The organism is Pseudomonas sp. AM14(2022) (assembly GCF_036346455.1).
GTDB lineage: Bacteria > Pseudomonadota > Gammaproteobacteria > Pseudomonadales > Pseudomonadaceae > Aquipseudomonas > Aquipseudomonas putida_A.
This window is the reverse complement of sequence record NZ_JAOTNY010000009.1, coordinates 216,628-236,119: the sequence shown is the minus strand read 5'-3', so window position 1 is coordinate 236,119 and position 19,492 is coordinate 216,628. Positions and strand designations below refer to the sequence as shown.

General features: G+C 61.2%; 15 protein-coding genes and 1 pseudogene. 10 read left to right on the top strand and 6 right to left on the bottom strand.

The window, feature by feature from the left end:
* Nucleotides 1-50: 50 nt before the first annotated feature.
* The 5 genes and pseudogenes from V3W27_RS19085 (at nucleotide 51) to V3W27_RS19065 (ending at nucleotide 5,400) form a co-directional block, all read left to right on the top strand.
* Nucleotides 51-1,076, top strand: a complete 1,026-nt coding sequence (locus V3W27_RS19085; RefSeq protein ID WP_330207278.1) for a LacI family DNA-binding transcriptional regulator — start codon at nucleotides 51-53, stop codon at nucleotides 1,074-1,076.
* Between the two features lie 154 nt (nucleotides 1,077-1,230).
* Nucleotides 1,231-2,013 (top strand): sugar phosphate isomerase/epimerase family protein, encoded by a 783-nt coding sequence (locus V3W27_RS19080; protein WP_097089680.1) that lies wholly within the window; start codon nucleotides 1,231-1,233, stop codon nucleotides 2,011-2,013.
* The gene (locus tag V3W27_RS19075; protein WP_330207277.1) at nucleotides 2,006-3,013 is read left to right on the top strand and encodes a sugar kinase; all 1,008 of its coding nucleotides are present in this window, start codon (nucleotides 2,006-2,008) and stop codon (nucleotides 3,011-3,013) included. The genes V3W27_RS19080 and V3W27_RS19075 overlap by 8 nt, the downstream gene beginning before the upstream one ends.
* A gap of 96 nt (nucleotides 3,014-3,109) precedes the next feature.
* Nucleotides 3,110-4,401, top strand: a pseudogene (locus V3W27_RS19070) (MFS transporter); the annotation flags it as partial.
* 21 nt (nucleotides 4,402-4,422) lie between these two features.
* The gene (locus V3W27_RS19065) at nucleotides 4,423-5,400 is read left to right on the top strand and encodes a 2-hydroxyacid dehydrogenase (RefSeq protein WP_330207275.1); all 978 of its coding nucleotides are present in this window, start codon (nucleotides 4,423-4,425) and stop codon (nucleotides 5,398-5,400) included.
* A 143-nt stretch (nucleotides 5,401-5,543) separates the two neighbouring features.
* Here the strand turns inward: V3W27_RS19065 and V3W27_RS19060 are convergent, their stop codons facing one another.
* The 4 genes from V3W27_RS19060 to V3W27_RS19045 form a co-directional block, all read right to left on the bottom strand.
* Nucleotides 5,544-6,731, bottom strand: coding sequence for a pyridoxal phosphate-dependent aminotransferase (locus V3W27_RS19060; protein ID WP_330207274.1), 1,188 nt, complete (start codon nucleotides 6,729-6,731; stop codon nucleotides 5,544-5,546).
* Between the two features lie 41 nt (nucleotides 6,732-6,772).
* Nucleotides 6,773-8,398, bottom strand: coding sequence for a methyl-accepting chemotaxis protein (locus tag V3W27_RS19055; RefSeq protein ID WP_150370522.1), 1,626 nt, complete (start codon nucleotides 8,396-8,398; stop codon nucleotides 6,773-6,775).
* A 353-nt stretch (nucleotides 8,399-8,751) separates the two neighbouring features.
* Nucleotides 8,752-9,894: a glycerate kinase gene (locus V3W27_RS19050; RefSeq protein ID WP_247841756.1), complete on the bottom strand. Its 1,143-nt coding sequence runs from the start codon at nucleotides 9,892-9,894 to the stop codon at nucleotides 8,752-8,754.
* Nucleotides 9,895-10,111: 217 nt separating this feature from the next.
* The gene (locus tag V3W27_RS19045) at nucleotides 10,112-11,230 is read right to left on the bottom strand and encodes a sugar diacid recognition domain-containing protein (RefSeq protein WP_330207273.1); all 1,119 of its coding nucleotides are present in this window, start codon (nucleotides 11,228-11,230) and stop codon (nucleotides 10,112-10,114) included.
* 172 nt (nucleotides 11,231-11,402) lie between these two features.
* Between V3W27_RS19045 and V3W27_RS19040 the strand changes: the two genes are divergently transcribed.
* The 4 genes from V3W27_RS19040 (at nucleotide 11,403) to rarD (ending at nucleotide 16,010) form a co-directional block, all read left to right on the top strand.
* Nucleotides 11,403-12,713, top strand: coding sequence for an MFS transporter (locus V3W27_RS19040; RefSeq protein WP_027611996.1), 1,311 nt, complete (start codon nucleotides 11,403-11,405; stop codon nucleotides 12,711-12,713).
* A gap of 177 nt (nucleotides 12,714-12,890) precedes the next feature.
* Complete coding sequence (locus V3W27_RS19035) at nucleotides 12,891-13,790, top strand: LysR family transcriptional regulator (RefSeq protein WP_330207272.1); 900 nt, start codon at nucleotides 12,891-12,893, stop codon at nucleotides 13,788-13,790.
* 69 nt (nucleotides 13,791-13,859) lie between these two features.
* Entirely contained in the window at nucleotides 13,860-14,873 is a 1,014-nt protein-coding gene (locus tag V3W27_RS19030) for an aldo/keto reductase (RefSeq protein ID WP_330207271.1), read from the top strand.
* Between the two features lie 255 nt (nucleotides 14,874-15,128).
* Nucleotides 15,129-16,010 (top strand): EamA family transporter RarD, encoded by an 882-nt coding sequence (rarD, locus tag V3W27_RS19025; RefSeq protein WP_027611999.1) that lies wholly within the window; start codon nucleotides 15,129-15,131, stop codon nucleotides 16,008-16,010.
* Nucleotides 16,011-16,188: 178 nt separating this feature from the next.
* Here rarD and hppD read toward each other — a convergent pair whose 3' ends face one another.
* Both hppD and V3W27_RS19015 read right to left on the bottom strand, forming a co-directional pair.
* Entirely contained in the window at nucleotides 16,189-17,265 is a 1,077-nt protein-coding gene (gene hppD / locus V3W27_RS19020) for a 4-hydroxyphenylpyruvate dioxygenase (RefSeq protein WP_115989844.1), read from the bottom strand.
* A 245-nt stretch (nucleotides 17,266-17,510) separates the two neighbouring features.
* Nucleotides 17,511-18,458: a DMT family transporter gene (locus tag V3W27_RS19015; RefSeq protein ID WP_330207270.1), complete on the bottom strand. Its 948-nt coding sequence runs from the start codon at nucleotides 18,456-18,458 to the stop codon at nucleotides 17,511-17,513.
* Between the two features lie 78 nt (nucleotides 18,459-18,536).
* Here V3W27_RS19015 and V3W27_RS19010 point away from each other — a divergent pair, with 78 nt between their 5' ends.
* Entirely contained in the window at nucleotides 18,537-19,409 is an 873-nt protein-coding gene (locus tag V3W27_RS19010; protein ID WP_330207269.1) for a LysR family transcriptional regulator, read from the top strand.
* Nucleotides 19,410-19,492 lie beyond the last annotated feature (83 nt).

Below are 19,492 nucleotides of genomic sequence, written 5' to 3'. Positions count from 1 at the left end.
GCGCCATCGCGGCGCATGAAACGAATAAATCCAATAATAGGTTTCAGACCGTGAACGACTTCTCCGCCGCCCAGCGCAGCCGCGTGACCATGCTTGATGTTGCCGAACGCGCCGGCGTATCCAAGGCCAGCGTCTCGCGCTTCATCGGCGACGACCGCGCCCTGCTCTCCGATGCCATCGCCTTGCGTATCGAGCAGGCGATCAGTGAGCTGGGTTATCGCCCGAACCAGATGGCCCGTGGTCTGAAACGCGGGCGCACGCGCCTGATCGGCATGCTGGTGGCCGATATCCGCAACCCTTATTCGATTGCCGTGATGCACGGGGTGGAAACCGCCTGCCGTGCGCACGGCTACAGCCTGGTGGTGTGCAACACCGACCGCGACGACGAGCAGGAGCGCCAGCATCTGGCGCTGTTGCGCTCGTACAACATCGAGGGGCTGATCGTGAACACCCTAGGCCATCACCGTGACGAACTCCACGAGTTGCACCGGGAAATGCCCCTGGTGCTGGTGGACCGCAAGGTCGATGGCCTCGACAGCGACATGGTCGGGCTGAACAATCCGCAAGCTGTTGAGATGGCCCTGAAGCACCTGGAACAGCGCGGCTATCGCGATGTGTTGCTGGTGACTGAGCCTTATGACGGCACCAGTTCGCGGATCGAGCGGGTCAGCAGTTTTCAGACGCAGATCGCCCAGCGCTCCGGGTTGACCGGGGCGGTGCTGGAAACCGGCGCAGAACTCGCCACTCAACTTCAGCACTTTTTGAAACAACCGGCGAATGGGCCGAAAGCGCTGTTCTGCGCCAATGGCGTGGCAGCGTTGGCCTGCACCCTGGCCTTGCGCGAAATCGGTTGCCGATTGTTCGAGGATGTCGGGCTGATTGCCCTGGATGATCTGGATTGGTACCCGTTGGTCGGCAGCGGAATTACCGCCCTCGCCCAGCCCACAGCCGAGATTGGCGCGCGGGCGTTTGAGTGTTTGCTCAAGCGTTTGCGGGGGGATGTCGAGATAGCGCGCAGAGTGGATTTTGCGCCGGTGCTGATTGAGCGCGGGTCTACCCGAGGATCTTTGCGGTGACTGTTATGGCGCCATCGCGAGCAGGCTCACTCCTACAGGGGGAGCGCATTCCAAATGTAGGAGTGAGCCTGCTCGCGATGGCGCCCGAACGCCCGACGAAGATCAATCAGATTTTTTTGAACAAAAATGAAACCGGTTTCAGAGGTAGATAACAATGAATAAACCTGCCGTTTCCATCAGTCTGTCCAGCTACGGCGCCGAGCTTGTGCGCCAACGCGGGCAAGACTTCTTCATCGATGTGCTGGCTGCCGCCGGCGCTGATCGCATCGAGTGGCGCGAAGAGCTGCTGACCCGCGAAGTGCCCGAGCAACTGCAAGCTGCCACTCGGGCGCAGGGACTGCAAAGCATCTATTCGTCGCCGAGCGAACTGTGGCTCGCCGGTCAGGCGCGGCCCAATCCCGAGCTGATCAACGCCCTGCAACACGCAGAGGCATTCGGCTCGAAATGGCTGAAAGTCTCGCTCGGTTACTTCACCGACAACTGTGATCTGCAAGTGCTGAAACAACTGCTGGGCAACAGCCCGGTGCAGTTGCTGGTGGAAAACGACCAGACCTTGCAGGGCGGCCGCATCGAGCCGTTCCAGCGTTTTTTCGCGGCGGTGGAGCAGCATGATTTGCCGATCAAGATGACCTTCGACATCGGCAACTGGCAGTGGCAAGACCAGTCCGCCGCCAACGCCGCACGTCTGCTCGGACGCCACGTCGGCTACGTGCACTGCAAAGCCGTGGCCCGCCGCGCCGACGGCAAACTGGTCGCCGTGCCGCCCGCCGTCAGCGACCTGCATTTGTGGGAACAACTGCTGCGGCACATGGCCCAAGGCGTTATGCGCGCCGCCGAATACCCGTTGCAGGGCGATGATCTGGTGGCGTTGACCACGGAACACGTCGCCGCCCTCGCCCGCCTTGGCCAATCGCGCCTGGAGCCTGCCCATGTCTGACATTGATATTCTGTCGTTTGGCGAAACCATGGCGATGCTGGTCGCCGAGCAGACCGGTGATCTGGCTGCAGTCGAGCATTTTCACAAACGCATTGCCGGCGCCGACAGCAATGTGGCGATCGGCCTGTCGCGGCTGGGTTTCAATGTGGCGTGGCTGAGCCGGGTCGGCGCCGATTCCCTCGGACGTTTCGTGGTCGAGACCTTGATCAAGGAAGGTCTGGATTGCAGTCAAGTCGCGGTCGATCACCAGCACCCGACCGGTTTCCAGTTCAAGTCGCGTAACGACGACGGCAGCGATCCGCAGGTCGAGTATTTCCGCCGTGGCTCGGCGGCCAGTCATCTGTCCGTGCAGTCGATCAGCGACACTTTGCTCAGTGCCCGCCACCTGCACGCCACCGGGATTCCACCGGCGCTGTCAGCGAGCGCCCGGGAAATGTCGTTCGAGCTGATGACACGCATGCGTCATGCCGGGCGCAGCGTGTCGTTCGACCCCAATCTGCGCCCGAGCCTGTGGGCCACCGAGCAAGAGATGATCCGCGAGATCAACCGCCTCGCCGCCCTCGCCCATTGGGTCTTGCCGGGCTTGAGCGAAGGTCGCTTGCTGACCGGCTTCGAAGACCCGGCGGACATCGCGGCGTTTTATCTCGATCAGGGCGCCGAAGCCGTGGCGATCAAGCTTGGGCCGCAAGGTGCCTATTACCGCACGCATCTGGATCAGGGTTTTGTCGCCGGGGTGCCGGTGGCCAACGTGGTCGACACCGTGGGTGCGGGTGATGGCTTTGCGGTTGGCATGATCAGTGCCCTGCTGGAGCATCAGAGTTTTGCCGAGGCGGTGCAACGCGCGAACTGGATTGGCAGTCGGGCGGTGCAGAGTCGCGGGGATATGGAGGGTTTGCCGACCCGGTCTGAGCTCGTCGCTGAATTCGAGGCCGCTGATCGCGAGCAGGCTCACTCCTACATTGGATCTCCGCCAGTCACAGCTGCAGCGGCAAACATATAACCCTTGTAGGAGTGAGCCTGCTCGCGATGAGGCCCGCTCAGACAACCGATTAATTGAACCTGCTGCGACAAAAACAACAAGCTCAGGAGCAACACCATGAAAACCGCAACCCTCGCCGCCCGCCGCTGGTGGTACATCATGCCGATCGTGTTCATCACCTACAGCCTGGCGTATCTCGACCGCGCCAACTACGGCTTTGCCGCCGCCTCCGGCATGGCTGCCGACCTGATGATCACCCCGGGCCTGTCGTCATTGCTTGGGGCGCTGTTCTTCCTCGGTTACTTTTTCTTCCAGGTACCGGGAGCGATCTACGCGCAAAAGCACAGCGTGAAAAAGCTGATCTTCTTCAGCCTGATTTTCTGGGGCGGCCTCGCCACCCTGACCGGCGTGGTGTCGAACGCCTACTGGCTGATCGTGATCCGCTTCATGCTCGGCGTGGTCGAAGCGGCCGTGATGCCCGCGATGCTGGTCTACCTGTGCCACTGGTTCACTCGCGCCGAACGCTCGCGGGCCAACACCTTTCTGATCCTCGGCAACCCGGTAACGATGCTGTGGATGTCGGTGGTTTCGGGCTATCTGGTGCAGCACTTCAGCTGGCGCTGGATGTTCATCATCGAAGGTTTGCCGGCGGTGATCTGGGCGTTTATCTGGTGGAAGCTGGCCGATGATCGTCCTGCTCAGGCCAAGTGGCTGAGCGAACAGGAAAAGCGCGACCTGGAAAGCGCCCTTGCCGCCGAACAGGTCGGGATCAAAGCGGTGAAGAACTACGCCGAAGCGTTCCGCTCGCCGAAGGTGATCATTCTGGCGCTGCAGTTTTTCTGCTGGAGCATCGGCGTCTACGGCTTTGTGCTGTGGTTGCCGTCGATCCTCAAGGCCGGCGCGCAAATGGACATGATCGAGGCCGGCTGGCTGTCGGCGCTGCCGTATCTGGCGGCGGTGATCGGCATGCTCGCGGTGTCGTGGGGCTCGGACAAACTGCAGAAGCGCAAACGCTTCGTCTGGCCGCCACTGCTGATCGCCTCCATTGCGTTCTACGGTTCCTACGCCTTGGGCGCGGAACATTTCTGGTGGTCGTACACACTGCTGGTGATCGCCGGTGCCTGCATGTACGCACCTTACGGGCCGTTCTTCGCCATCGTTCCGGAGATCCTGCCGGCCAACGTCGCCGGCGGTGCCATGGCGCTGATCAACAGCATGGGCGCGCTGGGTTCGTTCGGCGGCTCGTACCTGGTCGGCTACCTGAACAGCTCCACCGGTTCGCCCGGTGCCTCGTACCTGCTGATGAGTGGCGCGTTGCTGCTGTCGGTGGTGCTGACGATTTTTCTCAAGCCTGGCGCCAGTGATCGTGTCGTGGCCAAAGCCGTAGTCACGCGTCCCGTGCCGGCGCATTCCTGAAGAGATTTTTGCCCATGAAAAAGCAAGTCGTGCTGTACAAGAAACTGTCGCCAGCGCTGATGACGCGTCTGCAGCAACAGTGTGAAGTAACGCTGATCGAAAGCCTCGACGCCGACGGCCTGATGAAGCTACGCGACGCCCTGCCCGGCGCCCACGGTTTGCTCGGCGCCAGCCTGAAACTCGACGCCGCGCTGCTCGATCTGGCGCCGCAGCTTGAGGCCATCGCCAGTGTCTCAGTGGGTGTCGACAACTACGACATCGACTACCTGACCCGGCGCAAGATCCTCCTGAGCAACACCCCGGACGTGCTCACCGAAACCACCGCCGACACCGGTTTCGCCCTGATCCTCGCCACCGCCCGGCGCGTGGTCGAGCTGGCGAACATGGTGCGCAGCGGCCAGTGGCATCGCAACATCGGCCCGGCGCATTTCGGCACCGATGTGCATGGCAAAACCCTGGGCATCATCGGCATGGGCCGCATCGGCGAAGCGCTCGCGCAGCGCGGGCATTTTGGTTTTGGCATGCCGGTGCTCTATCACAGCCAGTCGCGCAAACCGGCAGTCGAGACGCGTTTTGCGGCGCAGTACCGCAGCCTGGAAGCGCTGCTGCAAGAGGCCGATTTCATCTGCCTGACCCTGCCGCTGACTGCGCAAACCGAAGGCCTGATCGGCGCCGAGCAATTTGCGTTGATGCGCCCCGAGAGCATCTTCATCAATATCTCGCGCGGCAAAGTGGTGGATGAAGCGGCAATGATCGACGCGTTGCGCCATCAGCGGATTCGCGCAGCGGGGCTAGATGTGTTCGAGCGTGAACCGCTGAATCATGATTCGCCGTTGTTGCAGTTGAACAATGTGGTGGCAACCCCGCACATGGGTTCGGCGACGCATGAGACGCGGGAGGCGATGGCGCGGTGTGCGGTGGACAATCTGCTGGCGGCTTTGGCTGGGGAGAAGCCGGTGAATCTGGTGAATCCGGTGGCTTGGCAGGGCTGAAAAATGCGCTGAATGGCAGATTGCATTCGCGAGCAAGCCCGCTCCCACAGGGTTCGGTGTGTACAGATAACATTATGTACACACCCATCCACTGTGGGAGCGGGCTTGCTCGCGAAGAGGCCAGTTCAGGCAACACAACACTGTCAGGCACTACGCGCCTGCAACAGCTGCACCGCACACAACGCAATCCGCGCACAGGCATCCGCCAGCTGCACCCGATCCAGCACCAGCCCGATACGAATATGCCCCGCCGCACTCGGCCCGAACGCTTCGCCAGCCAGCACAGAGACCCCATAACCTTCCAGCAAGCGCTCGGCAAACCCCTGCGCGCCAAACCCGGTCTGGCGCACATCGACCATCACGAACATCCCGCCATCCGGGCGGATCGGTTGCAACCCCGGGCAACCACGCAAGCGCTCGCACACCAGATCGCGGCGCAACCGATATTCCTCGCGCATCTGCGTCACCTCCGGCAGATCGCTTGCCAACGCGACCTCCGCTGCTTTCTGCACAAAATCCGGCAGGCCGAAAAGCATGCTCAACGACAGGTTCACCAGATGCTCGGCCAGCACCTTCGGCCCGATCGACCAGCCAATGCGCCAGCCGGTCATGGCATGGGATTTCGACAGGCTGTTGATGGTTGCCGTGCGTTCGGCCATACCCGGCAGACTCGCCGGGCTGATGTGCTCGCCCTCGTACAGCAGATCGCTGTAGACCTCGTCGCTGATCAGCCACAAATCGTGGCGCACGCACAGCGCCGCCAGCTCTTGCCAGATCAGCAGCGACAGGCTCGCGCCGGAAGGATTATTGGGACTGTTGAGCAACATCGCGCGGGTCCTCGGCGTGATCCGCGCGGCGACATCGGCGGGGTCAAAGCGAAAGCCATTCTCCGGCCTGACCGGCACCGGCACCACTGTCGCGCCGCACGCGCCGAACACACCCTCATACGTCACGTACATCGGCTCGGCGACGATCACTTCGTCACCCGGATCCAGCAGGCATTGCGCGACCGAATACACCGCGCATTGCGCGCCGGGCAGCACGATCACGTGCTCGGCATCCACCACCTGACCGCTGCGCCGCTGGTGGCGGGCGGCGATCAATTTGCGCAGCGCCAAGCGGCCACGCACTTCGGAATAATGCGTATCGCCGGCCAGCAGACTGTCGATGGCGCCGTGGATGATCGGCAACGGCGTGTCGAAATCCGGATCCCCTACACTCAGCAGCAGGATATCGACCCCCTCGGCGCGCAACTCCAGCGCTCGGTCATGAATCTGCCAGGCAGCGGCTCCCTCCCCGGCGATGCGTTGGGTCAAGGCTGAATAGCGCATGTACGTCTCCTGATTGCGCGGTTTCCAGCCTTCACCCTAGGTCAAATCACAAAGCGCGCCACCATCGCATTCAAATCCACCGCCAGACGCGACAGCTCATGGGTCGCGGCGCTGGTTTGATTCGCGCCGGCGGCGGACTGCGTGGCCAGATCACGGATGTTGACCAGGTTGCGATCAACTTCACGGGAGACCTGCGCCTGTTCTTCCGAGGCGCTGGCGATCACCAGGTTGCGTTCGTTGATCTGATGGATCGACTGGGTGATCTGCTCCAGCGCCACGCCGGCAGCGCGGGCCATTTCCAGGGTGGTTTGGGTACGCTGGTTGCTTTGCTGCATCGACGAAACCGCTTCGCCGGTGCCGTTCTGGATGCCGGCGACCATTTTTTCGATTTCCTGAGTCGATTGCGCGGTGCGATGGGCCAAGGCACGCACTTCGTCCGCCACCACCGCAAATCCGCGTCCGGCCTCACCGGCACGCGCCGCTTCGATGGCCGCGTTGAGGGCCAGCAGGTTGGTCTGTTCGGCGATGGCGCGGATCACATCCAGCACCTTGCCGATGTCGCGACCCTGCGCGGCGAGGCCTTCGATCATTTGCGCGGTGCTCTGCACGTCATGGGTCATGGTCTGGATCGCGTCGACGGTTTTCACCACTTGATCGCGACCTTCACGGGCGGCCTGGGTCGACTGGTTCGAGGCTTCGGACGTCGACACCGCGTTGCGTGCGACTTCTTCCACAGCGGCGGTCATTTCGTTGACGGCGGTGGCGGCCTGTTCGATCTCGTTGTTCTGCTGTTGCAGGCCACGGGAGGCTTCTTCGGTGACCGCGCTCAGCTCTTCGGCCGCCGCGCCCAACTGAGTCGCGGAGCCGGCGATCTGTTCGATGGTTTTGCGCAGGTTGATCTGCATCGTGGACAGGGCTTGCAGCAGTTGGGTGGCTTCGTCTTTGCCGTCGACTTCAATCGACTGGGTCAAGTTGCCGCCAGCGATGGTTTGCGCAGCCTGTACCGCACGGTTCAACGGGGTGACGATGCTGCGGGTCAGCAGCAGGGCCAACACGACCGTGGCGAGCGCGGCGACCACGGCAACAACGATGATGCCGGTAATGGCGCTGTCGTAATGCTCACCGGCCTGGGTGGAGGCGACTTTCGCACCCGCCGCGTTGATCGCGATCAGCTTGTTGAGTTGCTCGCCCATCTGGTCGGTGCCGTCCTTGATTCGCGTGTTGATCAAGGTGCGCATCTCGTCGACCTTGTCCTGACGCGACAGCTCCATCATCTGGTTTTGCGCTTGCAGGTAGTTGTCGAGCGTGGTCGCGAACGTCTGATACAACGCACGCTCTTCGCTCTCTGCCGGCAACGCGGCGTAACTGGCCTGAGCACTGCGCACCTTGTCCACCAGCACGCCGATGCGCGTTTGCGCTTCTTGCAGACCTGCCGGGTCGCGGTTGACCAGAATCCGGAACGACAGAATCCGCAGGCGCAGAACGTTTTCCGTGACCACGCCAAGGTAGGTGACGCTGGGCAGTTGGTTGGTATCCATGTCGATGGAAGCCTGGCGGATGGTCGACATACGGTTGACGGCGAACACACCAAGGACAATCACCAGCAAGGCGATAAAGGCAAAACCGAGGAAGGCACGGGGCGCGATATTCAGGTTACGCAAGGACATGGTTGGACTCTCGGATAGAGGTAACTGCGAGCGTCCTTGCCATCATCACTGGACCTTGGGGGCGGGACCAGTCAGGCGTCACTGTTCGAGGGAATCTGTGTGCGCCTGATCTCTGTATCGGCGGGGCTTTAGGAAGATTTCGTGTAAAGCGAAAATATTTTTCAAGGTGTTTCACCACTGAAACACCGTGAAGCTTGGCCTACTTCTGTGGCGAGGGAGCTTGCTCCCGCTGGGCTGCGAAGCGGCCCTATATCCTGCCACCACGTATCATAAGTCTCACCGCATCAGCCGGATTGACGACTGCTGCGCAGCCGAGCGGGAGCAAGCTCCCTCGCCACAACATCTTCAGGGCATCAGCTATTGAGTTTAGCCATCTGCCAGACCCGGGCGATGTCCGTCGCCCGTTCGCGCAACAAGCGTGGAGCTTCGGCACAGGCCTGCTCCAGGGTCATCGGGCCGCTGGTGACGGCGAATGCGGCGTCGATTCCGTGCTCGTAGAGTTCCTGATAACCCTCACCCAAGGTGCCGGCGATGACGATCACCGGCACGCCGTGCTGCTTGGCAATCCGCGCCACGCCGAACGGTGTCTTGCCGCGCAGGGTTTGCGCGTCGAACCGCCCTTCTCCCGTGATCACCAGATCGGCGCCGTTGACCGCTTCGGCCAGCCCGACCAACTCGGCCACCACTTCCACGCCGGCCTGAAATTGCGCGCCAAGAAACGCCTTGGCCGCAAAACCCAATCCCCCCGCCGCACCACTACCCGGCTCATCGCGAACGTCCTTGCCCAACGCTTGCGCGCAGAGCTCGGCGAAATGCCCCAGCGCCTGATCCAGTTGCTGCACTTGTGCCGGTGAAGCGCCCTTTTGCGGGCCGAAAATCGCCGAGGCGCCGTGCGGGCCGCACAGCGGATTGTTGACGTCGGCGGCGATGTCGAAGCGCACGTGGGCCAGACGCGGATCAAGCTCGCTCAAGTCCAGTCGCGCCAGTTGTGCCAGCGCCAAGCCGCCCGGCACCAATGGCTGACCCTGCGCATCGAGCAATTTCACCCCGAGCGCCTGCATCGCGCCGGCGCCGCCGTCGTTGGTGGCGCTGCCGCCAATCGCCAGAATCACCCGTTGCGCGCCGGCATCCAGCGCGGCGCGAATCAGTTCGCCGGTGCCGAAGGTGCTGGTGATGCAGGCATCGCGTTGCCCCGTAGGCACTAATTGCAAACCACTGGCCTCGGCCATTTCGATGATCGCGGTGTGATTGTGTGGCAACCAGCCCCACGCGGCGTCGACCGGCGCACCCAGCGGCCCGCGTACTCGGGTGCGGCGCAGTTCACCCTCGCATGCGGCGAGAATCGATTCCACCGTGCCCTCGCCGCCGTCGGCCATCGGGCATTTGACCAGTGTTGCTTGCGGCCAGACTTGCGCCAACCCCAGCGCAATGGCTTCGGCAACGCCTTGGGCACTCAGGCTGTCCTTGAACGAATCGGGGGCGATGACGATCTTCATGCGAATTCTCCAGTTCCAAGGCTCCTCATGCTGCCAGTCGGCCTGCGCATTGACGCCGGTCCGCTGCACAAGCGCGGTGGGCGTTTATTGTTCATTTCTACAAAAGCCTTGGGGATGAATGTTGTGGCCCTATCGCGAGCAGGCTCACTCCTACAGGGGAATGCATTTCAAATGTAGGAGTGAGCCTGCTCGCGATGGCGTCTCTGAAAACACCCGATCAACTCGGGTCAGTCTGCGGCAGCAATTGCACCCCGAGATATAGCGCCAGCATCCCGTCGAGCTTCAGCGGATCTACCCCGCTCAACTCGGCAATCCGCTCCATCCGATAACGCAAGCTGTTGCGATGAATGCCCAGCGCATCGGCGCAGGCCTGACTCTGCCCGTCGTGTTCACACCAACTGCGCAGGGTCGCGAGCAACTGGCCGTTACCGTCCTTGGCAATCACTTTGCGCAACGGTTTGAGCAGTTCATCCAGCGTGTCGTCATTGCGATGGCGCCAGAGCATCACCGGCAAGCGATAGCGATTGAGCGTCAGCAGTCGCGACTGCGGCAGCACCTCACGCCCATAAGCCAGCAGATCGCCAACCCGCCGATAACAGCGGCGTAACCCGGCCAGCCCATCCGCCTGCCCACCCACAGCGATGCGCAGAATGTTCCAGCCCAGGCCATCGAGTTTTTCCAGCAAACGATCATGCTCAACCGTTTGACTTGCGGGTCGGCACCACAGCAGCGATGACTTGGCCGAACTCACGCACCAGCTGTCCGGATAGCGCGAGGTCAACCACGCGCTCAGCGCCTCGACGGTCTGCCCCGGCCCATGCTCCAGACCCAGTTCGAACAGATACGGCACCCGGGTCAATTGCGGCTTGAGCCCCAGTTGCTGCGCCTCATCGACCAGCCGCGGCGAGTCGCCGGCTTCGCTCAACAGCAACGCCAGCAGGTCATCGCAACGCTGGCGCCGCCATTGCTGCTCGGCCTGCTGGTTGCGCTGACCGACGAGCATTTCGGCGGTCATGCGCACCAGTTCGGCGTAGGTGCGCAGTTGCTCCGGTTCGCCGGTGATGCCGAGCACGCCGATCAGGCGTTGATCGAGCATCAGCGGCAGGTTGATGCCCGGCTGCACACCCTTCAAGTGCACGGCGGTTTGTGCATCGATCTCTACCACCCGCCCGTTGGCCAGCACCAGTTGCGCACCTTCGTGACGGGTGTTGATACGCTCCAGCTCGCCGCTGCCAAGGATCAGGCCCTGGCTGTCCATGACGTTGACGTTGTAGGGCAAAATGGCCATGGCCCGGTCGACGATATCCTGAGCGAGGTCGTGATCGAGTTCGAACATGATCGGCAAAATCCTTAAGCAGCGGCGGCGGACGGTTGTTCACCCGCACAGGGTCTGGCGGCAAACCCTGTGCTCAGGCACAAAGACAATCCGGCCACAGGTGGCCGAGACTCTCGGGGCGATCAACGTTAACCTGTGCATCGCAAAAAATCATAATAAAGAGAGAGCCGCTATGTCGCAGAGCGCCGCAGCTACCCAGACCATCGACGACGGTAAAAACGCCGTCTACAAACGCATCACCCTGCGTTTGATCCCCTTCATCTTCATCTGCTACCTGTTCAACTACCTCGACCGGGTCAACGTTGGCTTCGCCAAACTGCAGATGCTCGACGCATTGAAGTTCAGTGAAACTGTATACGGCCTCGGTGCCGGGATCTTCTTCATCGGCTACGTGCTGTGCGGCGTGCCGAGCAATCTGGCCCTGACCCGATTCGGCCCGCGACGCTGGATCGCGCTGATGATGATCACTTGGGGCACGCTGTCGACCTGCCTGTTGTTCGTCACCACCCCGACCCAGTTCTACACCCTGCGCCTGTTCACCGGTGCGGCCGAAGCCGGGTTCTTCCCGGGTGTGGTGCTGTATCTTTCGCAATGGTTTCCGACGTTCCGCCGTGGCCGGATCATGGCGCTGTTCATGTCGGCAATTCCGGTCTCGGGCCTGCTTGGCAGCCCGTTCTCCGGCTGGATCCTCAATCATTTCGCCGCCGGGCAAGGCGGACTGGCCGGCTGGCAGTGGATGTTCCTGCTGCAAGGCATTCCGACCGTAATCCTCGGCGCCCTCGCCTATTTCCTGCTCAGCGACAGCTTCGCCAATGCCAAGTGGCTGAGCCCGCACGAGCGCGCGGTGCTTGAGGCGGATCAGGCCGAAGACCTGGCGAACAAACCGAAAACCACCTCGGACTCGCTGCTCGCGGTGTTCAAGAACCCAGCGATCTGGGCTTTCGGCTTGATCTACTTCTGCATCCAGAGCGGCGTGTACGCGATCAACTTCTGGCTGCCGTCGATCATCAAGAACCTCGGTTTCAGCGACAACCTGGTGATCGGTTGGCTGAGTGCGATCCCCTATCTGCTGGCGGCGGTGTTCATGCTGCTGGTCGGGCGTTCGGCGGACTTGCGCAAAGAGCGTCGCTGGCACTTGGTCGTACCGATGCTGATGGGCGCCCTCGGTCTGCTGATCGCGGTGAACTTCGCCGCCAACCCGGCCATCGCCATTCTCGGCCTGACCATTGCCACCATGGGCGCGCTGACCGGTCTGCCGATGTTCTGGCCAGTGCCGACTGCCCTGTTGAGCGCGGGCGCCGCGGCCGGTGGTCTGGCGTTGATCAACTCGATGGGGCAAATGGCCGGTTTCCTCAGCCCGTACCTGGTGGGTTGGGTCAAGGACAGCACCGGTTCGACCGATGCGGCGTTGTATTTGCTGGCGGGTGTGATTGTTGGCGGGAGTTTGCTGGCATTGCGCATGACGCGGACGCTGCGCGCGTAATCACGCTTCCAGATCAAAAGATCGCAGCCTGCGGCAGCGCCTGCACGGAAATACGCGTTTCCCTGTAGGAGCTGCCGCAGGCTGCGATCTTTTTTTGCTCACTGATTGCAACGCCCGAACTTGCCAATGACGGAAAAATCCCGCAAAAACGCACGAATTTTTAAAGGATTTTTACCAATGAGCTCGATACTCGATCTGGAGATCTTCGTTCGCGTGGCCGACTCCGGCAGCATCTCCGCCGCTGCCCGCGCGCTGGAACTGACGCCGGCCGCCGCAAGCATCGCCTTGAAGCGTCTGGAAACCCGCCTCGGCATCCGCCTGCTCGCGCGCTCTACCCGAAGCATGCGTCTGACCGAAGAAGGTCGGCGTTATCTCGACAGCGTGCGCCTCGCCCTGTCCGCCCTGGCCGAAGGTGAGCAGGCACTGAAGCAACACGGCGAAGGCCTCAGCGGTGTGCTGCAACTGGCGGCGCCCTCGGACTTCGGGCGCAACGTGTTGTTGCCGTGGCTGGACGATTTCAAACGTGAACACCCGAATATTCAACTGCAATTGCTGCTCAACGATCGGCACGCCGATCTGTTCCGCGAAACCGTGGATGTCGCGCTGCGCTTTGGTGTGCCCAGTGATTCGACGCTGGTAGCGTTGCCGATTCTGCCGGCGCATCGCCGTGTTGCCTGCGCCAGCCCGGACTATCTCGCCCGCCATGGCACACCGCAACATCCCGGCGAACTGCGCGAACACAGCGCCCTGCTCTACCTGCGCAATGGTCGGCCCTACAACACCTGGCGCTTCAGTCGCGAGGACGAAACGCTGGAAGTGGAAGTCCACGGCGATTACTTCAGCGATGACGGCGAAGTCGCGCGACGCTGGGCCGTGGCCGGGCATGGCATTGCCTACAAAGCCTGGCTGGACGTCGCCGAGGATGTGCGCGGCGGACGCCTGCTGACGCTGTTCGATGACTGGCATGGCGAGAGCGTGCCGTTCAATCTGCTGTGCCCGCATCGGGTGCAGGTGTCCGAACGCGTTCGGGTGTTGCAGGCGTTTTTGCAGACGCGTTGCGCAGCGCTCAGCCGATAATTCACTTTGCCCCGTCGGATGCTTCTGGTATTTGATTGGAGTTTTCCCACCCGATAAAAGGATTTCGGCATGAGCTACCGCACACTGGGGCACTCGGGGTTGCAGGTGTCCACCCTCACCCTCGGCACGATGATGTTTGGCGAGCAGACCAGCGCCGAGGACTCGCTGCGCATCATCGACAAGGCCTGGGATCAGGGCATCAATTTCATCGACACCGCCGACGTCTACACCAACGGCCGCTCGGAAGAAATCGTCGGCGAGGCGATTGCCCGCCATCGGCACGAATGGGTGTTGGCAACCAAGGTCGGTTTCGGCCCGGCGGACGGCGTGCCGAACCGCAGCGGCTTGAGCCGCAAGCACATCTTCAATGGTCTGGAGGCCAGCCTGACCCGTCTTGGCACCGATTATCTCGACATCTATTACCTGCACCGCGAAGACCACAACACGCCGCTGGAAGTCAGCGTATCGGCAATTGGCGACCTGATTCGCCAAGGCAAAATTCGCTACTGGGGCCTGTCGAACTATCGCGGCTGGCGCATCGCCGAGGTGATTCGCATCGCTGACAAGCTCGGTATCGACCGCCCGGTGATCAGTCAGCCGCTGTACAACATCGTCAACCGTCAGGCCGAGACCGAGCAGATCAGCGCCGCGCAAACCTATGGCCTCGGCGTGGTGCCTTACAGCCCGCTGGCCCGCGGCGTGCTCAGCGGCAAGTACGCACCCGACGCCACTCCCGACGCCAACAGCCGCGCCGGGCGTCAGGACAAACGCATTCTGGAAACCGAATGGCGCGTGGAATCGCTGCGCATCGCCCAGCAGATTCAGCAGTACACCCAGGGCCGTGGCGTCGGGATTGTCGAATTCGCGATTGCCTGGGTGCTGAATAACAGCGCGGTGACCTCGGCGATTGTCGGGCCGCGCACCGAACAGCAGTGGGATGCTTATACCAAGGCGCAGGCGGTGCAGATCACGGCGGAGGATGAAGCGTTTATCGACTCGCTGGTGACGCCGGGGCATGCTTCGACGCCGGGGTTTAACGATGTGAGCCATTTTGTGTCAGGCCGTAAACCGCGTCAGGCCTGAAAGCCTCACAAGCCGGGCATCAGCGGCGTCAGCAGATTACGAGGGCAACACAAATCCATTGTGGGAGCCTGCTCGCGAAGAGGCCGGCACATTCAACATCTGCGTTGTCTGGCACACCGCTTTCGCGAGCAGGCTCGCTCCCACAGGTTTTGTGCTTATCTTCAGGATGTGGGAAATATTGATCACTCGGCCAATATTCAGCACAAAAACCACGTATCCTGCGCGCCCTGTTTGATCACCATCCGCGAGGACAGTTTGTCTAAAGGTATCGCTCTATCGGTTTCAGCTTCGGTGCTGTTTGCCGTCATGTATTACTACACCTCGCTGCTCACCCCGTTGAGCGGCGTGGAAATCTTTGGCTGGCGGATGCTCCTGACCGTGCCGTGCATGACCGTGTTCATGCTGGTGTCGGGTGAATGGCGGCGGGTGCTGGAGTTGCTGCGCAAGGTGGCGGGCTATCCAAAGCTGATTGGCGGTCTGATTGTTTCGTCGGGTTTGCTCGGCGTGCAGTTGTGGCTGTTCATGTGGGCGCCGCTCAACGGCTACAGCCTCGATGTGTCGCTGGGTTATTTCCTGTTGCCGCTGGCGATGGTACTGACCGGGCGCATTGTGTACGGCGACAGCCTGTCGTACCTGCAGAAAATCGCGGTGTTCTTTGCCGTTCTCGGCGTGGCGAACGAGCTGTATCGGGTCGGCGGATTTTCCTGGGCGACCCTGGTGGTCGTGGTCGGTTACCCGCTGTATTTCGTCCTGCGCAAACGCCTGAAGACCGACAACCTGGGCGGTCTGTGGGTCGACATGACCTTGATGCTGCCGGTGGCGTACTGGTTCGTGCGCGGTGGTGAGCAAGGTTTCGCCGTGTTCGATCAGTATCCGGGCTTGCTCTGGCTGATTCCGCTGCTCGGTCTGATCAGTGCTTCGGCGCTGGTGGTGTACATCATTGCCAGCCGCTTGCTGCCGTTCAGCCTGTTTGGTTTGCTCAGTTACGTCGAGCCGGTGTTGCTGCTCGGCGTGGCGCTGTTGCTCGGTGAAAGCATCAAGGCCGGCGAGTGGCTGACCTACATTCCGATCTGGCTCGCCGTTGTGGTGCTGATCTTCGAAGGCTTCAAACACCTGATGCGACAACGCAGGTCTTAAAAGCAACACAAAACTACTGTGGGAGGGGGCTTGCTCGCGAAAGCGTCAGTTCAGTCAACAACGACCTTGAACGAAAGACCGAATTCGCGAGCAAGCCCGCTCCCACAGTTTTTTCTGACGCAAAAAAATCCCGGCTGTGCATGACTGCAAGCCGGGATTTTTTCATTCTGGCGGCGGATTACTCGGTCGCGAGCACACCACGACGCACCTGATCACGCTCGATCGATTCGAACAGGGCCTTGAAGTTACCCTCGCCGAAACCATCATCGCCTTTACGCTGGATGAATTCGAAGAACACCGGGCCCATCAGGGTTTCCGAGAAGATCTGCAGCAGCAGGCGCTTGTCGTCCGGGTTCGACGAGCCGTCGAGCAGGATGCCGCGCGATTGCAGCTGGTCAACCGGCTCGCCGTGGTTCGGCAGGCGGCCTTCGAGCATTTCGTAGTAGGTGTCCGGCGGCGCGGTCATGAAGCGCATGCCGATCTTCTTCAACTGATCCCAGGTCTTGATCAGGTCGTCGGTGAGGAACGCCACGTGCTGAATGCCCTCGCCGTTGAACTGCATCAGGAACTCTTCGATCTGCCCGGCGCCCTTCGACGACTCTTCGTTCAGCGGGATGCGGATCATGCCGTCCGGAGCGGTCATCGCTTTCGAGGTCAGGCCGGTGTATTCGCCCTTGATGTCGAAATAGCGGATCTCGCGGAAGTTGAACAGCTTCTCGTAGAAGTTGGCCCAGTAGGCCATGCGGCCGCGGTACACGTTGTGGGTCAGGTGGTCGATGATTTTCAGACCGGCACCGACCGGGTTGCGATCAACGCCCTCGATGAACACGAAGTCGATGTCATAGATCGAACTGCCTTCACCAAAACGGTCGATCAGGTACAGCGGCGCGCCGCCGATGCCCTTTATCGCTGGCAGGTTCAGCTCCATCGGGCCGGTTTCGATGTGGATCGGCTGAGCACCGAGTTCCAGTGCGCGGCTGTAGGCCTTTTGCGAATCCTTCACGCGGAACGCCATGCCACACACCGACGGGCCGTGTTCGGCCGCGAAGTACGAAGCGACGCTATTGGGTTCGTTGTTGAGGATCAGGTTGATCGCGCCCTGACGGTACAGGTGCACGTTCTTGGAGCGGTGGGTCGCGACTTTGGTGAAGCCCATGATCTCGAAGATCGGCTCCAGGGTGCCAGGAGTCGGCGATGCGAACTCGATGAACTCAAAGCCCATCAGGCCCATTGGGTTTTCGTATAAATCTGCCATGGTGACGCCTCATCATTCTTATCAATTAACCAGAGTTATTTGTCAGTAATGCTGAGACCGGCGGGAGGTGCGCAGGAGATGCCTCGCACACTGCGGGCGAGGAAGTCACCGTAGATCAGTTGAAACCCGAATATCTTCATTGTCGACCCAAGGCTCTTGCGGGCGAGGCTTCTGCTGCCAGAAGACGTTTATTATTGTATGCGTAACCCGATTCTACACAGCGTAAATAGGGTTGTCTGCCCTCTCTATAAAATCCGCCTTTTTCGCATCGGTGCAAGGGGTTTGTTGCACAGGTAAATCCCGACCAGCACCAACCCGCCGCCCAGGCACATGCTCAACGTCAGTTGCTCGCCGAGCAGCAGCGCGCCGAGCACCACCGCGGTCAGCGGATTCAGGGCAATGAACACGCCGGATCGGGTCGCGCCGATTTTGCGGATGCCATCGTAGTAGCCGATGTAAGCCAGCGCCGAGCCGAACACGCCGAGGTAAATCAGACTCAGCCATTGTGCCGTGCCAAGGCTGATCAAGGCTGCCCCGCTCACCTCGCCACTTAGCGTCGCCAGCGCCCACAGCATCGCGCTGCCGATCAACACCGAAAAGGTCACGGTCTGCAGCGGGCCGATGGATTGGTTCAGCCCTCGGGAAAACAGCGAGTAAACACCCCAGCTCAACACGCAGCCAAAAATCAATAGATCACCGATCCACGCATCGGGTGTCACGGCAAGTAATTGCGGGTCACGGCTGACAATCACCAGGCCGGCGCCCGTGATGCAGATCGCGATACCGGCGACTTTCGCCCGACCCAGGCGCTCTTTGAACAACAACCACGAGGCCAGACCGATCACCGCCGGGTTCAACGCGACAATCAACGAAGCCCGTGAAGCGTTGATGTACCGCAGACCATAAAAGAAGCACAGGTTGTAGAGGAAAATGCCGAAGAACCCGAGCAACGTCAGTTGCAGCCATTGCCCGGGTGTCGGTCGCGCCAACGGGATACGCGCTATCCACAGAAACCCGAGCAACGCCACGCTGGCGAGCAGGAAGCGCAGGCTGGCGGCGAACAACGGGCTGAGGCTGCCCGTCAGAAAACGCCCTGCGACAAAGGTCCCGCCCCAAATCATGGTTACCGCTGCCAGCGTCAGGTAAACCGGCCGGTCGGAGGCCGTTAGGTGGGTTTGCTCAAGGTTGCGCATGATGTTCCAAACGAAAGAAGTTGAAGGATGGCGTATCATTCACCTCATGCCCTCTCATCGTAAAATGAGTAAACACTCATGACCCTCACCCAACTGGAGATCTTCTCGCTGGTCGCCGAACTGCGCGGATTTACCCTCGCTGCCCATCGTCTGGGGATTTCGCAGTCGGCGATATCCCACGCGATGAAATCGCTGGAACAGGAGTTGGGCGTGGAGTTGTTGCGGCGACACCAGTCGCAGGTGGAGCTCACCGATATCGGCGAGCAACTGCTGCAGCGCGCACGGGCCATGCTCGGTCTGGCCAACACGTTGCGACAGGAGGCGGCCGATGCGCGGGGCATGAAAAGCGGTACGTTGCGTATTGGCTCATTCGGCCCGACGTCATCGATCAAGTTGCTGCCGAAGATTCTGCAGCGCTATCGCGAAGTGCATCCGGGCATTGAAGTACACATTGATGAGGGACCGGACCGGCAGGTGCTGCGGTGGCTGGAGGAGCGGCGAATCGACGTCGGTTTTGTGGTGCTGCCCGAGGAGCGCTTCGACACTTTTGCTCTGGTCGAAGATCAGATGGTTGCCCTGCTGCCGTCCAATCACCCATTGGCCGCACAGGCCGCACTGAGCCTCAAGGATCTGTGCACTGATCCATTTGTGCTGACCGAGGCCGGCTCATCGGAACTGGTTTCGCGTCTGTTCAGCGCCGCGCGCCTGCAACCGAACATTCGCTATCGTTGCTCGCAATTGCTCAGTACGCTGGACGTCGTCAGCCGGGGCGATGCAATCACCGTCGTCGCCGAAGGCTCGTTGCCGGACACTCCTGCCCCACGTTACGTGAAGAAACCGCTGTTGCCGGCGGTGCAACGCCTGATCGGCCTCGCTGTCCTCGATCAGCGTCAGGCGTCGCCCGCCACGCGGGCATTTATCGAACTCGCTATACAGATCAACCAGCCGTGAGCAGCACAAGCGCCAACGGCCATCTATCATCCCTTCTGACTCCGCTGTTTTCACCGGTGCGCCGTTGCCAGGCCAGCATTCGA